12 protein-coding genes and 1 pseudogene are annotated in these 20,509 nt (G+C 44.2%); 8 read left to right on the plus strand and 5 right to left on the minus strand.

Going from position 1 to position 20,509, the window contains the following annotated elements; translation table 11 throughout:
* The first annotated feature begins 42 nt into the window (after positions 1-42).
* The 3 genes from MOZ60_RS01900 (at position 43) to MOZ60_RS01910 (ending at position 4,892) form a co-directional block, all read left to right on the plus strand.
* Positions 43-732 (plus strand): ABC transporter ATP-binding protein, encoded by a 690-nt coding sequence (locus tag MOZ60_RS01900; RefSeq protein ID WP_370595438.1) that lies wholly within the window; start codon positions 43-45, stop codon positions 730-732.
* Entirely contained in the window at positions 729-3,443 is a 2,715-nt protein-coding gene (locus MOZ60_RS01905; RefSeq protein ID WP_370595439.1) for an ABC transporter permease, read from the plus strand. The genes MOZ60_RS01900 and MOZ60_RS01905 overlap by 4 nt, the downstream gene beginning before the upstream one ends.
* A gap of 474 nt (positions 3,444-3,917) precedes the next feature.
* The gene (locus tag MOZ60_RS01910) at positions 3,918-4,892 is read left to right on the plus strand and encodes an aldo/keto reductase (RefSeq protein WP_370595440.1); all 975 of its coding nucleotides are present in this window, start codon (positions 3,918-3,920) and stop codon (positions 4,890-4,892) included.
* An 80-nt stretch (positions 4,893-4,972) separates the two neighbouring features.
* On the opposite strand, the pseudogene MOZ60_RS01915 reads toward MOZ60_RS01910, so the two are convergent.
* From MOZ60_RS01915 to MOZ60_RS01930, 4 genes and pseudogenes are all read right to left on the minus strand, one after another.
* Positions 4,973-6,576 (minus strand): annotated as a pseudogene (locus MOZ60_RS01915) (gamma-glutamyltransferase family protein).
* An 82-nt stretch (positions 6,577-6,658) separates the two neighbouring features.
* Positions 6,659-8,218, minus strand: coding sequence for a hydantoinase/oxoprolinase N-terminal domain-containing protein (locus MOZ60_RS01920; RefSeq protein WP_370595441.1), 1,560 nt, complete (start codon positions 8,216-8,218; stop codon positions 6,659-6,661).
* Positions 8,215-9,300, minus strand: coding sequence for an S-methyl thiohydantoin desulfurase family protein (locus tag MOZ60_RS01925; protein ID WP_370595442.1), 1,086 nt, complete (start codon positions 9,298-9,300; stop codon positions 8,215-8,217). The genes MOZ60_RS01920 and MOZ60_RS01925 overlap by 4 nt, the downstream gene beginning before the upstream one ends.
* 100 nt (positions 9,301-9,400) lie before the next feature.
* A complete protein-coding gene (locus MOZ60_RS01930) occupies positions 9,401-10,783 on the minus strand; it encodes a PucR family transcriptional regulator (RefSeq protein WP_370595443.1) in 1,383 nt (460 codons plus the stop codon).
* 107 nt (positions 10,784-10,890) lie between these two features.
* Here MOZ60_RS01930 and MOZ60_RS01935 point away from each other — a divergent pair, with 107 nt between their 5' ends.
* Positions 10,891-11,397, plus strand: coding sequence for an HD domain-containing protein (locus MOZ60_RS01935; RefSeq protein ID WP_370595444.1), 507 nt, complete (start codon positions 10,891-10,893; stop codon positions 11,395-11,397).
* Positions 11,398-11,442: 45 nt separating this feature from the next.
* On the opposite strand, the gene MOZ60_RS01940 is transcribed toward MOZ60_RS01935, so the two are convergent.
* The gene (locus MOZ60_RS01940; RefSeq protein WP_277652872.1) at positions 11,443-12,645 is read right to left on the minus strand and encodes an MFS transporter; all 1,203 of its coding nucleotides are present in this window, start codon (positions 12,643-12,645) and stop codon (positions 11,443-11,445) included.
* A 683-nt stretch (positions 12,646-13,328) separates the two neighbouring features.
* Here MOZ60_RS01940 and MOZ60_RS01945 point away from each other — a divergent pair.
* From MOZ60_RS01945 to MOZ60_RS01960, 4 genes are read left to right on the plus strand one after another with little or no spacing between them, the layout of a single operon-like run.
* Positions 13,329-15,074, plus strand: coding sequence for a phosphoadenosine phosphosulfate reductase domain-containing protein (locus MOZ60_RS01945; RefSeq protein ID WP_277652870.1), 1,746 nt, complete (start codon positions 13,329-13,331; stop codon positions 15,072-15,074).
* A gap of 1 nt (position 15,075) precedes the next feature.
* Positions 15,076-15,915 (plus strand): DUF4007 family protein, encoded by an 840-nt coding sequence (locus tag MOZ60_RS01950; RefSeq protein ID WP_277652869.1) that lies wholly within the window; start codon positions 15,076-15,078, stop codon positions 15,913-15,915.
* Complete coding sequence (locus MOZ60_RS01955) at positions 15,912-19,358, plus strand: DUF6079 family protein (protein ID WP_277652868.1); 3,447 nt, start codon at positions 15,912-15,914, stop codon at positions 19,356-19,358. Before MOZ60_RS01950 ends, MOZ60_RS01955 begins: the two co-directional genes overlap by 4 nt.
* Before the next feature lie 15 nt (positions 19,359-19,373).
* The gene (locus MOZ60_RS01960; RefSeq protein ID WP_370595445.1) at positions 19,374-20,501 is read left to right on the plus strand and encodes an aminotransferase class V-fold PLP-dependent enzyme; all 1,128 of its coding nucleotides are present in this window, start codon (positions 19,374-19,376) and stop codon (positions 20,499-20,501) included.
* Positions 20,502-20,509: the final 8 nt, after the last annotated feature.

Here is a 20,509-nt window from a genome sequence, read left to right on the forward strand (position 1 = left end):
TCTGAAGATGGATGATACAGGTGTCAAAGGAGGAAGGCACAGATGGAAATCTTGAGAACAGAAGATCTGACCAGGATCTATGGGGAGGGAAATAATCAGACGGTTGCCCTGGATCATGTCAGTTTCAGCGTGGATAAGGGGGAGTTTGTTGCCATTGTGGGCTCTTCCGGTTCTGGCAAATCAACCCTGCTGCATCTTCTGGGAGCGGTAGATCGGCCAACATCGGGCAAGGTGTATCTGAATGGGCAGGATGTATATGCCAATAATGAAGACCAGCTGGCTGTATTCAGACGGCGTGAGGTAGGCATCATCTATCAGTTCTATAATCTGATTCCGGTTCTGAATGTAGTGGAGAATATGACGCTGCCGGTCTTGATGGATGGCAGAAAGGTGGATCAGAACAGGCTGGACGAGTTGCTGCGGATATTGCAGCTGTCAAACAGGAAGTACAGTCTTCCCAATCAGTTGTCCGGCGGGCAGCAGCAGCGCGTTTCCATTGGCAGAGCGCTGATGAATATGCCGGCGATTGTACTGGCGGATGAGCCGACAGGCAATCTGGATTCAAAAAATTCACAGGAAATTGTATCGCTGCTGAAGTATTCAAATCGTACCTTTGAGCAGACCCTGATCATGATTACGCATGATGAGAATATTGCCCTGCAGGCAGACCGGATCATGACAATTGAGGATGGGCGCATTGTTTCTGATGTGCGCAGGAAGGCGCGCGTATGAATATCTTTGCAAGATATGCGGCCCGCACCATGAAGAAAAATCATACCAGAACACGGATTACGTGGATTGGCATGATTCTTTCCATGGCTCTGTTTACGGCGGTGATCGAAGGCGCATTCAGCTGTGTACAGTGGCTGAAGAATTCTGTAAGGGAACAGGACGGTTCCTTTGAAGCTGTCTATCATGCCCAGGATCCTGACAGTGCAAAGATGGTGGCGGATGACAAAGAAGTCAGAGAAGCTTTGATGATGCAGATCAATGGCTGGGCAAAGATTCCTTCAGCAAATGACTATAAGCCGTATCTGCTGATTGAATCCGGAGATCTGAATTCTTCTCTGCTGAAGGTAAAGCTGACATCCGGACACCTGCCTGAAAATGAGAATGAAATCATTCTGCCGGAGAATATGAAAAGTTATATGGCAGATCCTTATGACATTGGTGAGAGTCTGACGGTAGATGTCGGCACGCGCACTGGTAACGGCAAAGTGATGAGTGATCTGGATATCCTTGATTATGGCAAAGAAGAGATCGTTGATGCCGCTGCAAAGACCTATACGGTGACGGGCTATTATGAAAGACTGAGCACAGAGGCAGAGAGTCTTTCCTGTCCCGGCTTTACTGTCTTTACAAAAGGCGGCGATGCCATCGGTGTCAATGTGTACGTGACATTGAAGAATATCCGGCATCTGAAATCATTCATGCAGAGGGTACCGGATGAAAGCATGCTGAGGCTTCATAGTGATCTGACAAGGTTTGATGAGCCTGCTCTCGGCGGTGTTTCTGACGGTCTTTTGGCTGTTATCAGAGGACTGGCAGCGATCCTGCTTGCCCTTGTCATGGTTGGCTCTGTTTCCCTGATCTACAATGCGTTTACGATTTCAGTATCAGAAAGACAGAAGGAATATGGCCTGCTGAAATCGATTGGCGCTTCCCGTGGTCAGATTCGATCAACAGTCCTGTTTGAGGCATTGATGACTGGTGTTGCCGGCATCATCCCGGGCATTGCAGTTGGTCTTCTTGGCACCGGCATTACGCTTCATCTGATGTCAGGCACACTGACTGCTTTACGATCTGGTTCAACTGCACCTCTGCATCTGATCATCAGCTGGAAAGGACTTCTGCTGGCCAGTGCTATCTGTATGGCAACGGTACTGACTGCTGCCTGGATTCCTGCTCACAGGGCTATCAGGGCAACCCCAATGGATGCCATCCGTCAGAAAGATGACATCAGAATCCGTAAGAAATCTCTGCGTACTCCCAGGTATATTAAAAAGTTGTTTGGACTGGAAGGGGTTCTGACATCCCGCAATTTCCAGCGCTCCCGCAAAAGATTCCGGACAACAATTCTGTCCCTGAGCGTTTCGGTCGTACTTTTTGTCAGTGCTTCTTCATTCTCATTGTATCTGCATAAAATCATGCAGTTGGAGTACAGCACAAACCCATATGACATTATGGTACAGATGGTCAGCAATTCGCCTGTCATTGATGCCAGCAGCGTGAATGAGGTCTATGACAGCATGAAAAGCTGTGGTGATGTGACATCCGGCATGTACTATTCTGCAGCAAGTCCGTACCAGTTGCTCATTGATCCCAGTCTACTTACGGCAGAAGCCCTGCAGCTGACTGACAGCAAAGGCAGTCTGATTCCGCTGCATTCCAGCCAGTTTATCTTTGTGGATGATGATTCCTTCAGGCAGATGCTACGGGACAATGGTCTAACAGAAACAGAATACTTCCATACGGATCAGCCGCTTGGCCTGTTCTATAACACGGAGCTGGCTGTAAATGAGGATGGCAAAACAAAAGAAATTCAGGTTGTCAGAAGCAGTAGGGACTTTACGGTTTACAATCGTGCCATCAGACAGATGGAGGGCATGATTTACGGCGGTTCTGACACCATCAATGGTGAAGAATACATATTGTATTATGATGATGACTACATACAGTCGATGCAGGAGGAAGGGAAGTCCCTGGATCCTGTCAGAGCAAAGAAGATACTCGCAGATCAGGTGCAGATTCTGATTCCGTTCAGGATTGGTGCAGTGATTTCCTCCTCAGAGATTTATGAAAGCATTGGTTACCGGACTTCTGGTATTATTTATCCAATGTCCATGCTTGATGCCGTTGCACAGATGAATCAGGCTGACAGCCAGTATGCCAGTTCCAACAATGTGTGGATGCAGTTTGCGGCAAAAGATCATGCCAGTACGGCAAAGATCATGACGGATGCGGCCAATGAGATGAGCAGCAGTCTGACGGTCACGGATATGACGGCTTCAAAGCAGCAGGAAGAGTCCTTTGTCTTCATGATCTCAGCACTGAGCTATGCCTTCATTACCCTGATTGCCCTGATTGCGACTGCAAACATCTTTAATACGATCTCCACGAATCTGCAGCTGCGCAGGAAAGAGTTTGCCATGTTAAGATCTGTGGGCATGACCATGAAGAGCTTCCGGAAGATGCTGTATGAAGAGTGTCTGCTCTATGGCTTACGTTCTTTGATCATCAGTATTCCCGTGTCTGTTCTTGTTACATATGGCATCTATCTTTCGGTTCGCAACAAGCTGGACTTTGGCTTCATTCTGCCATGGAAGGCCATTCTGATTGCCGTCATTGCCATCTTTGCCTCAGTTGGCGCAGCCATGCTGTATGGCGGCAGGAAACTGGCTAAAGAAAACCTGGTAGAAGCGCTCAGAAACGAGAATGCTTAACATAAAAGTTTGACAGTTTGAATATGCATGAATGCTGGGAAGTCAGTAAAAACATTGGCTTTTCGGCATTTTTTATTCTCTGCGCTTTGTAGTATGTGGATGCCTGAGATATGCGCATTATTTGCAGGGTATTCTGGTCATCAATCCGAAAAACATAAAATAAAAGTGCCGAAATTTCTAAAACAAAACAGCCGAAAAAAGCAAAACAGTTTTATTGTACATCATGGCACTTTAAAAAATTAACAGATTTATATATGCATGAATGCCATATAGACGCTATAAACAAAGAATAAATCGCATTTCTGTTCAGGCTTGACAATGTTGTATGTGATACTGCATGAAAAGTGGTTATGTTCTGATAGCTGATAACGCCATATGCATCATTTGCATTGCCGGCAGAAAGAATATTTCAGGCGGATGGTAATGTGCAGTGCTATAAATAAACCAGAGAGCATGAATGATCAGGAGGATATCATGAAATACGTTAATTTAGGCAGAACAGATATCAGAGTATCAAGGCTGGCGGTTGGCGGCATGTCGTTTGGGAAGGCGTCTGAGGATTTTCACCTGTGGACACTGGATCAGGAGAGAACAAAGGAAATGATTGGCCATGCCCTGGATCTTGGCGTCAATTTCATTGATACGGCAAATCAGTATTCGCATGGAACAAGTGAGGAATATATTGGCAAAGCTTTGAAGGATCTTGGGGTTGCGCGGGACAGGGTTGTGATTGCGACCAAGGTGTATTTCAATGAGGGACATCTGAGCCGAGAAGCAATCATGCGTGAGATTGATGGCTCTTTGACAAGGCTGGGTACGGATTATGTGGATCTGTATCAGATTCACCGGTTTGACTATGACACCCCGATTGAGGAGACGATGGAAGCTTTGCATGATCTGGTCAAGGCGGGTAAGGTGCGTGCTATTGGTGCTTCGGCTATGTATGGGTACCAGTTCCATAATATGCAGATCTGTGCTGAGAAACATGGCTGGACATTGTTTTCCACCATGCAGAATCATTACAACCTGCTCTATCGGGAAGATGAGCGTGAACTGATTCCGGTATGCCAGCAGTATGGTGTTTCTCTGATTCCGTATTCGCCGCTTGCCGGTGGGCATCTGGCACATCCGGGCTGGACAATTGATTCAAAGCGCAGTCAGACGGATAAAGTGATCCGGGCCAAGTATGATGCCTACAAGGACAATGATCTGCAGATTATTGGCAGGGTGGAAGAACTGGCAGAGAAGTACAATGTTTCGATGAGTGAGATTGCACTGAGCTGGCTGTATCACAGGGGTGTGGCAGCACCAATTGTCGGTGCCACCAAGATGAATCACTTTGATGATGCCGTACGGGCAGTGGATTTTGTTTTGAGCGATGATGATGCAAAGTATCTGGAGGAGCTGTATCAGCCGCATGCATTGACGGGATTGATTCAGCACAAGTAATCTACATCGTGGAGAAAGCCTGATTGATAGAGCAGAGGCGCACAGCCATGGAGACCAGACCATGAGTGTGCGCCTCTTTGTTACCAGCAGGCGAAATTTCCGTCAGTGCGTGATTCAGTGGCACCAATCAGCACACCGTTTCCCCTGCGCAGAATACACTGTCCTCGGCCAAATGGGGTGCGTTCTGCGGCAATCTGGATATCATGTCCTTTGCGCAATAACTGCTGGGCAATGGCATTGTCAAAGCCAGGCTCCAACAGGATCTTGTTTTCTCTTGTCCACTGCCATCTTGGCGCATCCAGGGCCATCTGTGGATTGAGATGGAAGTCAATCATGTTGGTAAGCAATTGTACATGTCCCTGCGGCTGCATATATCCACCCATGACGCCAAATGGACCAAGTGGCTTGCCATCTTTGCAAAGGAAGCCGGGAATGATGGTGTGATAGCTTTTCTTGTGTGGAGCAAGAACATTGGCATCATTCCTGCTGAGGGAGAAATCTGCCCCACGGTTCTGCAGGGCAATGCCGGTGCCTTCGATGACAATGCCAGAGCCAAAGCCCATGTAATTGGACTGAATGTAGGAGACCATATTGCCATCCTTATCTGCTGTGGCAAGATATACCGTTCCACTCGTTGGAGGTGTCTCTCTTGTATAGATGTTTGCTTTGTCAGGATCAATGCGCTTTGCATTCTCTTTTCCATAGTCATCCTTCAGATATTCGTGCCAATCCGGTTTCATAACCTTTGGATCGGTGATGGCATGCAGACCATCCGCAAAGGCAATCTTCATAGCTTCGATGGCAGTGTGGATACTGTTGACATCACGATGATCAAAGTGAAACTGGTTCAGGATATTCAGTGCCATCAGAGCCGTAATACCCTGGCCATTGGGTGGCAGTTCAAACACGTCATACCCATGGTAATTGATGGATACCGGATCCACCCAGGCAATCTGATAGTCTTCCAGATCCTTCTTTCTGAGGAAGCCGCCATCGCGGATGCTCTGAGCCTCGATTTTGTCAGCAACCTCACCATGATAGAAAGCATCAGTGTTTGTCTCAGCGATCAGGTTAGAGTTTTGGCATGGTCTTTGAGGACAACCAGATCGCCAAACTGAGGTGCTTTGCCATCTTTTGTGAACGTTTGAAACCACGGATCAAATTCGTGCTTTCCTTTGAAGAGCTGCTGAAAACGTCTGGCAGCTTTGTCCCACATGTAAGCCAGCATCGGTCCTGCCGCATATCCGTTCTCTGCATAGTTAATGGCTGGTGCCAGGTCTTCCCTGAGGGTGAGTTTTCCAAACCTTTTTACCAGCGCGCCCCATCCTTTGACAGCACCCGGGACCATGACGGGAGCCCAGCCATGGACGGGCATCTTCTGGTGTGAAGACAGTTTGTCCAGAGAGATCTCATATGGTGAACAGCCGGAGGCATTGAGGCCATAGAGTTGGTTGTTGCAGCAGATGATGGCAAAGGCGTCGGCGCCAAGGCCATTGGCGGTTGGCTCACAGACGGTGAGGGCAGCGGCTGTGGCCACAGCGGCGTCGATGGCATTGCCGCCCTTCTGCAGGATGGAAAGACCAGCTGCAGCAGCAGGAGCACTGCCGGTTGCCACCATGCCGCGGGCAGCACACAAACAGAAACGATTGCTGGCACAGGGCTGATACATGGGATCAAAGTTCATAGGATATTCCTTTCTGCGTTTTCTCCATGATAGCGCAAAAGCAGGAGGAATCCCGGCAGATTCTTCCTGCTCTGACTGTCTGTCAGTTTCTGAGATCACCGGCTGCCTTTACTTTGATGCGGCATGTGTTGCCGGGATAATACTGCAGCGGTATATCCTCTGCCTCAACGATTTCAACAGTGTCCGGATCAGCACCAGCTTTGATGGCATTTGTTCTGGCTTCTTCCCTGGCAATGGCCATAGCCTGTTCTCTTGGTGTCTTGTTGTAGTCCACCAGTTTTTCACATGTGCCGGCTACTTTGGCGATGGCTGCCCCGATCGCATTGGCACAGCCGAAGCAAGCTGGCTTGATGACGTTTCTGGCACCATTAAGAGTCTCGGGCAGAATGATGGAGCCGCCTCCTGCCAGGATGACATCGACGGGATCACTGGAGACTTTCATATCATCGATGGCATCTTCTGCTTTTTCTCTGATGATGGCCATGGCTTTTCTGGCAGTATCTTCAGGAATATCTCTGACCAGTTCTTTCCTGCCGATGCTGGCCATGCCAAGCCGGACAGCAATATCGGTGGCGGTCATGACACTGCCGCCAAACACCATGGCTTTTGTGGCGATCTGCCAGCCGACGGAGTCTGGCCCCACTGTGACTGTGCCATCATCTCTGGTGCGGACAATGGAACCTCCTCCCAGGCCGATGGAGACAACATCAGGCATGCGGAAGTTGGTGCGGATGCCTCCGATGGTAACGGCAATGCCGGATTCTCTTGGAAACCCATTCTGGATCATACCGGCATCGGTTGTGGTGCCGCCGACATCCAGTACCAGAGCATTCGGCAGATTGCTGAGATAACCAGCTCCGCGGATGGAGTTGGTTGGCCCGCAGGCGACGGTCAGAATCGGATATTTTCTGGCCTGCTCTATGTCCATCAGGGTGCCGTCGTTCTGGGACAAATACGCTCTGGCATGGGTGATGCCTTCCTGCTGCAGACTGTCCAGGAAGCCCTGGGTAAAGCGCTTTGCTACATCATAGAGGGCCGCATTCAGGATCGCTGCATTCTCGCGCTCAATCAGTCCCATGGAACCAATCTGGCTGGACAGCGTAACATGGACATCATTTCCCATGATTTCATGGCAGAGCTTTTCTGCCTCTTTTTCATGGTCATCACGGACCGTTGCAAAGACACAGCTGATGGCAATGGACGGGATGTGGGCATCTTTCATCCGATTGAAAAATGCAGCGGCCGCATTCCTGTCAAAAGGAGCAATTTCTTTGCCATTGTACTCAAAGCCGCCTTTGATCATACAGATCTCTTCTGCTATGCTGTCAAATCCATCTGGCCAGTCGGTCATAGGCGGTATGCCAAGAGAGGTAGGTGCGCCGATGCGTAGAATGCCGATCTTTGTCAGGTGCTTCCTTTCGACAATGGCATTTGTGCACTGGGTTGTGCCAAGCATTGCCTGATGGATCAGGGAAGGATCAATGCCACTGGCTTTGACGGCATTATGAATCGCACCGCCAATGCCGCTTCGTATATCTTCACTGGTAGGATACTTGACAGCCGCCAGTACGTTTCTTTTTTCATCAAGGATGACAGCATCTGTATTTGTGCCGCCCACATCTACACCAAGTCTGTATTTCATTTTGCCTCCTGAACACGCTGTTCCAGCGGAATATAGTCTTCATCAATACCGAATACGCGCGGTCCGGCCAGTGCAATGCCTTCTTTGGTACGCCAGAGTGGATAGCATGGCAGACCAACGACAAGCACACGTTTGCCATAACGTACTGCATCCGTGCCGATCGGTGTGAAGGTGTCACGGTCAACAATCGTAATCAGATCCGGTGTTGTAGCCAGAATTTTTCCATCTTTTGCAAACAGGTAGTTCTCATTCATGAAGGTTACCTGTCCCTTGGATCCGGTGTCTTCACCCTGGCCGTCCAGCAGAACATGGCCAAGGTTGAATTTGCCGTTGTTTTCTCTTCTGACATCTGTGATTTTCCCCTGGAACAGGCGGATGGCATTGCATTCCTGCAGGAAGGTTTCCTGGGGATGTTTGCTTTCTTTGGCACTGCGGATTGCCCTGCCAAGTTTTTCGCTCCTGGTCACGATGCCTTTGACCCCATATTTCTTCAGGGTCCTGCCATCCATTGGATACAGGGAACATGACACAGCACCGCCGCAGCTCATGGTGACGGATCTTGCCAGTTCCTCAGTCCATTTGTTTGTGATGGTTTCGAAGATGACGCTGTTTCCTTTTTCATCGACCAGTGCCATGGGGGATGCGGACACACCGCCAATGGTGAAGGTGACCATCTGCAGTTCCGGGAAGGCTCTGCCCATGCCGTCCGCATCCACAAAAGGCAGGTGCATTCTCGCGGATGCAGCAATGGGCATCATGCTGTTGAGGCCGCCGGCTTCCATGGGCATGAAAGCATAGATCTTCTTGTTAAAGAAGCGTGATACCATATCAAACAGCTTCTGGAATTCGTTGACACCGATTGCCTTTTCAATCAGGACGGTTGGTGCTCCCATCATGGCAATGGGAACAATCAATGCATCATCGGGAATCTCATCCGGCTCAATGAGGTCAGCAGGCCCGCATTCTTTGACAGCACGCATGGCAATCAGCCTGCCAATATATGGATCACCACCGCCGCCTGAACCCAGCAGCGAGGCGCCGCGGGCAATATCATCAATTTCCTGTAATCCGATCTTTCTCATTTGATTCACCTCTTTGCTGGAAATGGTAGTGAAAACAGGAGGGAAGGGCTATGGCAGAAAGGCAAAAAGAAAATGCCTGTTTTTGTCTTCTGGGACAAAGTCAGGCATTCTGTACAAGTCGTTTGACAGCAGCTGCCTGATACAGAAGAAAGCTGCCGGGATCTTCATTGGCAGGATAGCCAAGGATCTCTGAGATCTGATGCAGGCGGTATTTGATCGTGTTGGGATGGACATGCATCAAAGCACCGGTAGCAGTTGTGGAAAAACTGCCATCCAGGAAGTAGACTGTCAGGGTTTCAATGAGAACAGATGAAAGGACATCCAGAATGGAAGTGCATTGGCGGCTGGCAGCTTCGCCCTGGCGCATCAGCTGGCGGCACTGCATGGCAAAGACAACCTGTCTTGCCGAAAGTGTACCAGCATGGGGATAGATTCTGGCCGCATCCGGTCCATACTGCCGGTATTGGCCATAGGCCCTTCTTACCTGTACGGTATTGACCAGTCTCTGCCAGCAGTATACATGAGGATATGGCAGACGAATGTCATTGGTATCACCACTGAAGAGGATCAGATCCCCGTCAATCATGTCAGAGAAGACATTGGTGCCAAAGAAGGCTTCGGCCTGCTTCTGCCAGTCAGGATTGGCTTTATGGACAATCCACATTTCATGGATGGAAGGAATATCAATGTGCAGCTGACGAGACAGACTGGCCATGCGCAGAGGATCATCCTGCAGGATGGACACAACAAGTTCATGAATACTGACATTGCTGTAACCCGTCCCCCAGAGATCCACGGCCATTTGCAGCAGAGATACAGCATGGCGCATCTGTACATTGGTAAAGGATGTTCTGCCCTGGCCAATCCAGACGCTCAGCTGTTCCTGGCCGGCATTGTGCAAGGGAGCCCGGAAGATCCATCTGCTTTCTTCTCCGGCTAAGGTAATGATCTGAGAACCATTGCGCACCAGGGCAATAGGAGCCTGCAGCCGCATGGAAAGCATGGCAATGGCAGTATGCAGATTCTGTCTCTCAGCGGGAAGCCGGGAAATATCCTGCAGGATTGAATCTTCGTGATGAATAATGCATTCCATCACATCGGTAATGACATCACTGTAGCGCAGATCTCTGCGGTTGGCCGGCATCAGAATCAAAGGAAAGGCATGCAGACTGCAGTAAGCAAGAATGGAAGGATCGACTTCTCTGACAAAGATGCCGGTATAAAACAGGACAAGGCCCGCTTCTCCACCTTCGCACAATGCCTTGATATTGGCCAGCTGACAGGCCGGATCATCAGCACAGTTGACAAAACCAGTCAGTACCAGTTCATCCCCCGGACAAAGATCCTTGTTAATCAAAGAAGCATCTACGGATTCCAGTACAGACACCGAACTGACATCCTTGTTCAGACCTTCTTCTCCGGCGGCGATGACACTGTCCTGCAGAGAGGATAATGCCAGCAGTTCTTTCAGTTTGACGCTCATGCTACAATGATACGCCTTGTGCTTCATTCAGAAAGGATATTTTCACAAACAGCCTATGTGAATGTGCGTATAATAAATGACAATCAAAAAGAGGAAGGATCACATTTATGAATGAGAAGATCGTTGCCCGGGCAATGGTGAAGATGGCCGCATATTCTCAGGGGAATCTTCATGACATTGCTCATTATACAAAGGTGCATAGTTTTGCCAGAACCATCGGTGTCCTGGAGGGACTGCGTGATGAAGAGCAGCTGACACTGGAACTGGCTGCAATTGTACATGACATAGCCTGCCCGTTATGCCGCAGGAAGTATGGCAATACCAATGGGGTGTATCAGGAAAAGGAAGGCGGTCCCCTGAGTGAAGAATTTTTCCGGGATATGGAAATTCCGGAAAGCATGAAGGAACGGATTGTGTATCTTGTCAGCCATCATCATACATATACCAATGTGGATGGCAGGGATTACCGCATTCTGCTGGAAGCAGACTTCCTGGTCAATGCGGATGAAAGCCACATGTCCAAAGAGGCTATAGAGGAAGGAAAGAAGAACATCTACCGGACAAAGACCGGCACAAAGCTACTGGAAGAGATTTACCAGAATCAGGCGGCGTAATACAAATGAAAAGATCCGGCTTATCAGGCTGGATCTGTTTCTGCCTTATGCATTTTTCTCAATTCTGGCAATGCCGACCATCATCAGAATGGTTCCGATAATGGATACAGCCACACCAATGGTGATGGTGGTGGTAACAGTAAAATGCTCAAAGAGCTGACCGCCGATGAAGGAGGACAGCAGTCCGCCGACAGTACCGGCAGCAGCCATGACGGCCTGTCCTTTGTTGCGGTCATTGGCATCAATGACTTCATTGGCAAAGTAGACACTGCCGGGGATCAGGATGGCATAGGAGAACATCTGCAGGACCATGGCCAGATAGAAGATACCGATATTGTGAGCAAACAGGATAATGATGTGCTTGATGGAATAGATGATAGCTGCCAATACCATCAGCCTGTTCACAGATACTTTTTTCATCATCCAGGCAAATAAGAACATGGGCGGCAGTTCACACATGGCCTGAATGAACATGGCGGTGCCCTGGAAGCTTTCTACTCTGCCCGGAATAGCAGCCTGCTTTGTACCAATGACAAAGCCGATGATCTTGGCCATATAGATATTGATCAGCATATGACAGAAGAACAGCATGATCATAGCCAGCACCGGCAGGATGATTTTCCTGTACTTCCTGAAAAAGGTAATGTAGCTGAGACTTTCCTTTGCTTTCTCTTCACTGGTCTCATGAATGGGATCCGGCATTAACTGCATGCAGAACAGGGTGATCAGGGAGAAGGCAAGAAGATACCAGGGAATGACCGTTTTGCCAAAGTGTCCCCAGAGAATGCCAAGCAGGGAGGAACCAAGTGCATAGGCAACTGAACCGATGCCTCTGCCAATGCCATAGTTAATGGGATGACCCTGCTTTTCATAGGCAAAGGCAAGGGCGTTAAAGAATGGTAAACCGGCATTGCACATGGTAAAGCAGCAGATGACCAGGATGCACAGAAGCGGGATGTTTCTGACAAAGGCAAGCAGTACGGATAAAACAGCCGCCACGATCATGGTCAATGAAATGAAATTCTTCTCATTGAGCCTGGCAGACGCATCAATCACAGATCCAAACACGGTCTGAAACACCAAAGCGCTCAATGATACACAGGTAATGATGATGCCGGTCAAACCATCAGATAAACCGGACTGGGCAAGAAAATTGTAAGCATAGCCAGCCACGGCAACCACCAGCATCATGAAAGAAGCAGATACAAGTGCGTACTTCGCATTCAGATAGGAATATGATCTCATCATACAGTACCTCTCTGTCTGTAATTCTAGCATGAAAGCGATTACAAGCGTGATAAATACGATGAGGATGATACGCAAGCATTGTTTATCCAGATGTACAGAAAGTTCAGATACATTGGCTGAGAACGCAGAACAAGTATCCTGATTTTCTCAATTTTCATCGTATCAGACAGTATTGCCTGCTTTGATGGAGGCATCCAGAAGATGAAAACGGAACGTCCAAGGGAACAGGATATACGTTTATTTTTAGGATCAGCCGTAGCGATGCTTGGCTATAAGGAATACTAGCGAACATATAGTGAGTCCAAAACTTTCTGCTTGAAGACAGGGAATTCAGCATTGATTGGAATATATTAGGTATGAGCTGATCAAGAGAGAATGCTTTGAGAGATTCGGAATAAGATTAGCGATATCTTTATTTCACTGATATTAGAGAAGCAGAAAATGAGCATAGGAGTAAATCAAGAAGATTAATTAATAATATAAATATGCAAAAAAATGATAATTTATGAAAAAATATGGTCCATGTTAAGCTCAGATATTAAGCCTGTATGTGCTAAGGACATCTTTATTGATTGAAATATTGAAGTGTGATATCACATCATTCACAAATTGGATATGATAAAATGATTTTGCATTAGTATATCCAATTTCTGTTGAAAGCTCTTTTTCAAGGAGGTGCCTATATGATACGGTACATATGTCAACATTGCGATAATTTAATTACCGAGACAAGTGTTTGCCCGGTATGTGGAAGCCGTACTTTAGTATATGATACAGCAATTTACTACTGCGATGAATGTAATGCGCCCTCTTTTGATGAGATATGTCCGAAATGTCATCGAAAACTGAAGCGAGTCGGCAAAGATATTCGTCCTGTCTTTTCACAAGAGCGTTTATTAATCGAGGTTTTATCAGGCGAGCCTATGGCGTGGGCAGGAACGGCAGTATGGTCCACTACAAGTAATACGTATTTAGTCGATGGCGTAAAGCATACGTTTAACTTAGCAGAACTAGAAAAAAAGGATCCTGAGGAAATCATTAAAGAGCTTGAGAAATATAAAAAGCAGAATCAATCTTTCATTGATAATGATTACAATAATGAACACATCAGAGCATTTATTGAATTAAATAGATTCCGTTTGAATTCTATTACTGAGGAAGCAATTACCTACATTAAGAACGTATCGAAAGGATATGAGCTTTCAGAAATGTTCGTCTCCTTCAGTGGTGGCAAGGATTCTACCGTAACCAGCAGCCTGGCAATGAGGGCTTTGGGGACTGAAAAAGTAATGCATATTTATGGAGATACAACCCTTGAATATTCTGAATCTGAAGAATATCTAAAGGCGTTTCGAGCAAGCTATCCGCAGACGCCAATGCTTGTTGCTAAAAACAGAGACCAGCAATTTAATGATCTTTGTGAGGTTGTTGGTCCCCCAAGCAGAGTGATGCGCTGGTGTTGCACTGTGTTCAAGACCGGAGCGATTACAAAAAGAATTGATCAAATTTTTGGCGATAAAAGTAAAATCCTATCGTTTCAGGGAATCCGTAGGGCTGAGTCAGTATCACGCAGTAAGTACGATCGTGATTCCAAGAATTCCAAGATAACAAAACAGCAAGTATCGTCACCTATTATTGACTGGCTGGATTTTGATGTATGGCTCTATATTCTCGCTAACAAAATTCCATTTAATAATGCATATCGTCAGGGCTTTACAAGGGTAGGATGCTGGTGCTGTCCAAATAACAGCAATTGGTCAGAATTTCTGTCTGCGATTTACATGCCTGATGCCTATAAAAAATTTCATGATCTTCTATATGATTTTGCAAAGAAAGTCGGAAAAGAAGACTGGAAGGATTACGTGGATGATGGAAAATGGAAGGCAAGACAGGGAGGCAATGGGCTCGCATACAGCAGAAATACAGTGGTAAGTTTTAAACCATGCGTTTTGGAAGAAGATGCCTATAATTTTGATTTATCAAAGCCGATTACGGAAGACCTCTATACTCTTTTTAAACCATTTGGCATATTGAATTTTGAACTAGGAAATAAGAGATTGAATGAAGTTTATGTTCTGAACAAAACGACTGGAAATCCAGTTCTGAAACTTAGTGGCAGAATAGGGACAACCTTATTAAAAATTACTATTCTAGATAAGAGCGGCATTTTCAAGTCAAAAAAAATAACAGAGCAATTACTGAATGACCAGGTAACAAAATATCAAACCTGCATTGGATGCGCATATTGTCAAGCTGTCTGCAGATTTAATGCACTTAAAGTAGTGAATACACAGCCGGGAAATGTTAGTAATAGTTCGATTCGATACACGATAGATTCTGATATGTGCAAAGGCTGCCTTGAATGTGTGACGCATTTTGATGGCGGCTGCTATATGAAGAAAGTGCTTAGGGTAAAGAAGGAAAACTGATATGTCACTGAAGCTGAAGAGAAGTGAATCTTTCTATATACGAGAGGGATGGTTTGAAAAAGCAGTTAATACAATAAACCAAAAATCTCCTGAGAATATCTTTCGGAAGAATTGCGGAGTTAAAGAACTAGGAATTGGTTCAAATATGGTTAAGGGCTTGAAATATTGGCTGGAGGCGGCAAAGATCATTGAAGGCAAAGATAATCAGCTTTCAGATGAATTTGGGAAGGTTCTTCTTACAAATGATCAGTATCTTGATCAGAAATTTTCCTGGTTCTTGATTCATTACAATCTCGTTTCTAATCAGAATGACTGCCCGATTTTTCATTTCATTTTTAATGCAGACATTCAATCATTTAGTAAATCAGATATTTCAGAAGCGATTTTTGAAAGGTTTGAGGAAGAAGATCCTAAAGTTAAGAAAAAGGCAGTCGATTCAGATCTGTCGACATTTATTAAATCTTATGTAACAGAAGAAGTGATCACGAATCCAGAAGATAATTATGCATGCCCTCTTGCAGCACTAAAGCTGATTAAGAAAGAAAAAAGCCAATATCGTTTGACAAAGCCACAGTACAATTCGCTTTCTTCATTACTCGTCTACTATGCTTTAATGAAACTCTATCCTGATACCAATCACTTTGATATTGATGCATCGATGGAATTAGAAAATTCTCCAAAAAAGGTTTTTAACCTTGATAAGTACATGTATATTCAATATCTCGATGATCTTCAGAGGGCTGGTCTGGTTACAGTGAATAAGACAGCAGGATTAAATACTGTTTATTTTGAAAAGCGCTGCACTCTTTCGGAACTGTATCAAATGGAGGCGAGAAGATGAGCACATATAGTGACTATTTTTCTATTAATAAGAATTTTCAGTCCTCTATTAATCTTGAACTTGATTTAGATAATGAAGCTAAGATTGAGGAATATATTCCGACATCTGATATTTGTGCTGTATTAAAGATCTACTTCGGAGCATTCCTGATGAAGTCAACGGATCATGCAACGACATTAATTGGTCCATATGGTAAAGGAAAATCCTTTTTACTGCTCGTACTTTCTTATCTGGTCTATCATCAAAAAGATAAGGCTTATTCTGACCTGCTTAACAAAATTAAAGGAATTGATATTGACCTGTATGAGATGATTGAAGAAGCAAACATAAAGGGATTGAAGCTTCTTCCCGTCATTATCAATAGTAACTTTAATGATTTGCAGCAGTCTTTTATGCTGGGGCTAAGTGAAGCTTTGACAAGGGCAGGCATTAATGAAGTTATACCGACTACTGTCTATACTGTATGTTTGAATTTGATGGAGAAGTGGAGAAAAGATACCTTCATCAGGGAAAAATTCAATGTATGTGCAAAGCAGAAGAAAACTACATTTGATGAATTGGCAGCCGGATTAAAAAACTACTCTGTAGATTCCTATCAAAAATTTAAATGGATTTACAACTGTATTACAGCTGGCCTTGAATTCAATCCTCTTGTAAATAACGATGTGGTAAAAATTTATTCTTCTGTAAATCATGAATTGATTTCAAGCAGACAATACAGTGGAATGTTTATTATCTTCGATGAATTTTCAAAATTTATTGAAGGTGCAGATAATTCTTTGATGCGCGAACTTAAGGTGATTCAAGATTTTGCTGAACTTGCAGAGCGTTCAAATAGCAGTGAGCAGATAAATTTGTGCTGTGTAACGCATAAGAGCCTTGATCTTTATTACCGCGGGACTTCAAAAATAGATTCCTTTAAGACTGTTGAAGGCCGCTTTAAGGAGATCAGATTTACCAGCAGTCTTGAGGAAAATTACGAGATTATTGCACATGCCATTAATAAGAAAAGAGGGGCAAAAAAAATCAGAGATGCTCAAATAGCTGACCTATCTGATTTCTACGCTAGAGTCCAGCATAGTCAGCCGTTTTCTGATCAGACGGATGATAGTTTTCAGATTCTGAAAAAAGATTGTTTTCCTCTGAATCCAATGACTGCATATGCTCTTATCAAGCTCTCTGAACAAGTCGCTCAGAATGAGAGAACATTATTTACATTCCTCTCTGATACTGATGAGAACAGTCTGAATATGTTCCTTCAGAAAACTGACACAGGAATTATGAATGTGGATAAGGTATATGATTACTTTTCTGCGTTATTGCAAAAGGAAGAAGAGAATGCAATCCGCAATATCTGGTACAGGGCTGAAGGAATATTATCCAGAATCAGCAACCAAAAACAGAGAGCAATCATAAAAGCTTTAGCTGTTATTCTGATGATTGGTGACAATGATCATTTTGCGTCAACTGTGGAAAACATCTCTCTTGCTGCTTGTGTAGATGAAGCAGAAACCGAAGCGATCATTGAGAGTTTAATTGATGAACACTTTCTTAGAAAAAATGTCATTAATAATTTGACCACATTTGCTTCAAGCAATAATAAAGCAATAGAAGAAAAAGTTAATGTTATTCTTCGGACGAAGAAGAATTCGGTTTCTGCAGTGCATGCGCTTGAGGATATTGATGAGACAAAGTACATTCTTCCGAGAAAATACAATGAGGAAAATAAGATTACCAGATTTTACAGAATTGTATATTTGACGGAAGAGCAGTTTTTTTCGCTATCTGATTTTGACGTCATAAAAAACGAAATGTTTTGCGATGGATTGGTAGTAGATCTAATCCGCAAAAGTGAAAACATTGATTCCAGAGTAAAAGAAAAGTTAGATGATATTCAAGATTATTCAATCGTGGTTCGTTACCCGTCTCATCCAGTAAATCATTTCTTTGAAGATGAGCTTTTTCGCTATGCAGCTTTAAAAGAAATTCTCACTCGTGGTGGAAATGATCAGGTCATTTCGGCAGAAATTGAATTGTTGATGCAGGAAACTGTTGAGGATATTCGTGTTTTATTGGATGAATATTTTGGGGAAAAGTCTCATTATTATTCCTATCAGTGGAATGGAAAAGACTCGTTTACAGAGTTGCTCTCGGATCAGATGAGCCGTCTTTATACAAAAAAGATCGTATTTAATAATGAACTGATAAATAAAAACAGGTTATCCACACAGTATCAGAAACCTGTGAATAATGTGATGCAGCTTCTTCTTGATGAAAAATCAGGCGAAAGCTGGAACTTCTCTGAGACCAGTCCTGAAGGTACCGTGAATTCCACAATTATCAGCAAAATAAATGAAGGTGATGTCCCTGAAGTAATCAACTGCATAAAAGAGAAGATCATCAATTCTGAAGGATCACGTTGCTTGATCAGTGATATTGTTAAGACCTTTAACAAACCTCCTTATGGCGTCAGGAGGGGAATACTTCAGATATTAATTGCGAAGGCAATAAGTGAATTATCTGATAATGTGATTCTCTATCTTGGCAATAATGAGATTGATTTAAATGCGAATAATCTTTGGAAAAGTATTTATTCCGGTGAAAAATACTATTTTGGGTTTGCCAAGGGATCAAAGGACCAGCAAGAATATCTAAAAAAGATGCTCGAATCTTTGAGAATAAACCAAACTGGCAATTTTAGAAATGACACGAAATTACTGTGCGAAGGATACCGAAGATTCTTTATTGGTCTGCCTATGATTGTCAGAGCTGATGGTAAGAACTCATATCTTGGCATCAGTCAGGAGATTAATGCGTATAAGAAGATCTTTATGCAATTTAACATCAATCCATATGAGGCTGTGTATGACGATGTGCTTCGGTATTTCCATTCATATAATAATGCGTACGAAGCACTTTCAGATTTCATGAATGCATGGCAGCAGAAACTATCTGCTTACAAAATGTCTTTGATTGATATTGTTCGTCAGATTTTTTCAATAGAAAATAATGTTAGCTTAAAAATGAGTATGGATGCATTTGTTCGGGGAGCTGTTGGGAATACCCGGCCTGTCTTGAAGAAAGAAAATATGCGTATAATGTCATCAATAGAACAATTGAATTATGATGATGAACAGGCAATCGATAACCTATCTCATGCCTGTACAGGCTCATATATTGAAGATTGGAATGATGATAGAAAAGATGAATTAAAAAACACTCTGCTGGATTTCAGAAATGACCTGGAAAACTCTGATAAGATCAGCACTTCAGAGTCATCTTTAGATGATGTTTTGAATAAGGCTGACAGTGTAGAAATCAGTCAGATGGGTAAGCTGATGGAAACAACAGTTGAAAGTACTTTTGAAGAATATGGTGATAGTGTTTCAACCGAAGAAAAGATTGCGATATTATCAAAATTACTGAAAAGTATCATAAAATAAAAAGGGGGTGTCAAAATGATTTACCTTGATAATGCAGCAACTACATATCCAAAGCCGGAGTGTGTATACAAAGAATTGGATCGGGCAAATCGGTCCATGGCTTTTAATGCCGGCCGCGGAAGTTATACAGAGGCAAAAGCTGTATCTGCAATGATTGATGAAACAAGGCAGATGCTGGCTGATCTTGTGCATCTGCAAGGAAATTGTGTCTCTTTTGAATCCTCAGCTACAGAAGCATTGAATCTCATAATAAACGGCCTTGATTTAAAGGAAGGCGATACAGTTTATGTATCGCCTTTTGAGCATAATGCGATTATAAGACCTTTATTTAACTTGAAAAAAGAAATAGGGATAAATATTGAAATTCTTCCCTTTGATAAAGTGAGCTGGGAACCGGATCTTAAGCAGATTCAAAATCTCTTTGTTCTTCATAAGCCAAAGGCAGTCTTTTTATCACATATCAGTAACGTCACGGGCTATATTATGCCATATTACCAAATATTTGATTTATCGAAGCAGTATAACGCGATTGATATTTTGGACTGCTCACAAAGCTTTGGCGTTCTAAATCCGGATATTCGAAATGTGGATTTTGTAGTGTTTGATGGTCATAAGTCCTTGTATGCATCTTTCGGCGTTGGCGGATTTTTGAATACTGATAATTTTTTGCTAAAAATTGTTAAAAGCGGTGGAACCGGATCTGATTCCTTGAATCATGATATGCCGGAAACAGGAAGTGGAAGATATGAAGCTGGAAGTATTAACTCGGTTGCCATTGCTGGTTTGCATGAGAGTTTGAAGTGGCTGCAAAAAAATGATGTAAAATCTCATGAATTTTATTTGACAAAATATCTGATATCAAAGCTTTCTACACTGAGCAAGGTTCAAGCGTTTTTACCGGACGACACAAGTAAAGTCTTAGGCGTTGTTTCCATTGCTGTAGAAGGATATTCCTCTGCTGATGTAGGAGCAATTCTCAATGATGAGTATGATATCTGTGTTAGGACAGGATATCATTGCAGCCCGTTTGTACATGAATTTATTTCAAGCCTTCATTATGGAGGAACTGTAAGGATTGGAATTGGTGCTTTTACAACAAAGGAAGAAATCGATCAGCTTATTGATGCTTTAGCTTCACTATGACTAATGAA

The organism is Grylomicrobium aquisgranense (genome assembly GCF_033971865.1).
In the GTDB taxonomy this organism is placed as follows: Bacteria; Bacillota_I; Bacilli_A; order Erysipelotrichales; family Erysipelotrichaceae; genus Bulleidia; species Bulleidia massiliensis.

Bases quoted from the DNA above. Each gene is read 5' to 3' on its own strand.
- MOZ60_RS01900 (WP_370595438.1), top strand. From the start codon at position 43: ATGGAAATCTTGAGAACAGAAGATCTGACCAGGATCTATGGGGAGGGA.
- MOZ60_RS01905 (WP_370595439.1), top strand. From the start codon at position 729: ATGAATATCTTTGCAAGATATGCGGCCCGCACCATGAAGAAAAATCAT.
- MOZ60_RS01910 (WP_370595440.1), top strand. From the start codon at position 3,918: ATGAAATACGTTAATTTAGGCAGAACAGATATCAGAGTATCAAGGCTG.
- MOZ60_RS01920 (WP_370595441.1), bottom strand. From the start codon at position 8,218: ATGAAATACAGACTTGGTGTAGATGTGGGCGGCACAAATACAGATGCT.
- MOZ60_RS01925 (WP_370595442.1), bottom strand. From the start codon at position 9,300: ATGAGAAAGATCGGATTACAGGAAATTGATGATATTGCCCGCGGCGCC.
- MOZ60_RS01930 (WP_370595443.1), bottom strand. From the start codon at position 10,783: ATGAGCGTCAAACTGAAAGAACTGCTGGCATTATCCTCTCTGCAGGAC.
- MOZ60_RS01935 (WP_370595444.1), top strand. From the start codon at position 10,891: ATGAATGAGAAGATCGTTGCCCGGGCAATGGTGAAGATGGCCGCATAT.
- MOZ60_RS01940 (WP_277652872.1), bottom strand. From the start codon at position 12,645: ATGATGAGATCATATTCCTATCTGAATGCGAAGTACGCACTTGTATCT.
- MOZ60_RS01945 (WP_277652870.1), top strand. From the start codon at position 13,329: ATGATACGGTACATATGTCAACATTGCGATAATTTAATTACCGAGACA.
- MOZ60_RS01950 (WP_277652869.1), top strand. From the start codon at position 15,076: ATGTCACTGAAGCTGAAGAGAAGTGAATCTTTCTATATACGAGAGGGA.
- MOZ60_RS01955 (WP_277652868.1), top strand. From the start codon at position 15,912: ATGAGCACATATAGTGACTATTTTTCTATTAATAAGAATTTTCAGTCC.
- MOZ60_RS01960 (WP_370595445.1), top strand. From the start codon at position 19,374: ATGATTTACCTTGATAATGCAGCAACTACATATCCAAAGCCGGAGTGT.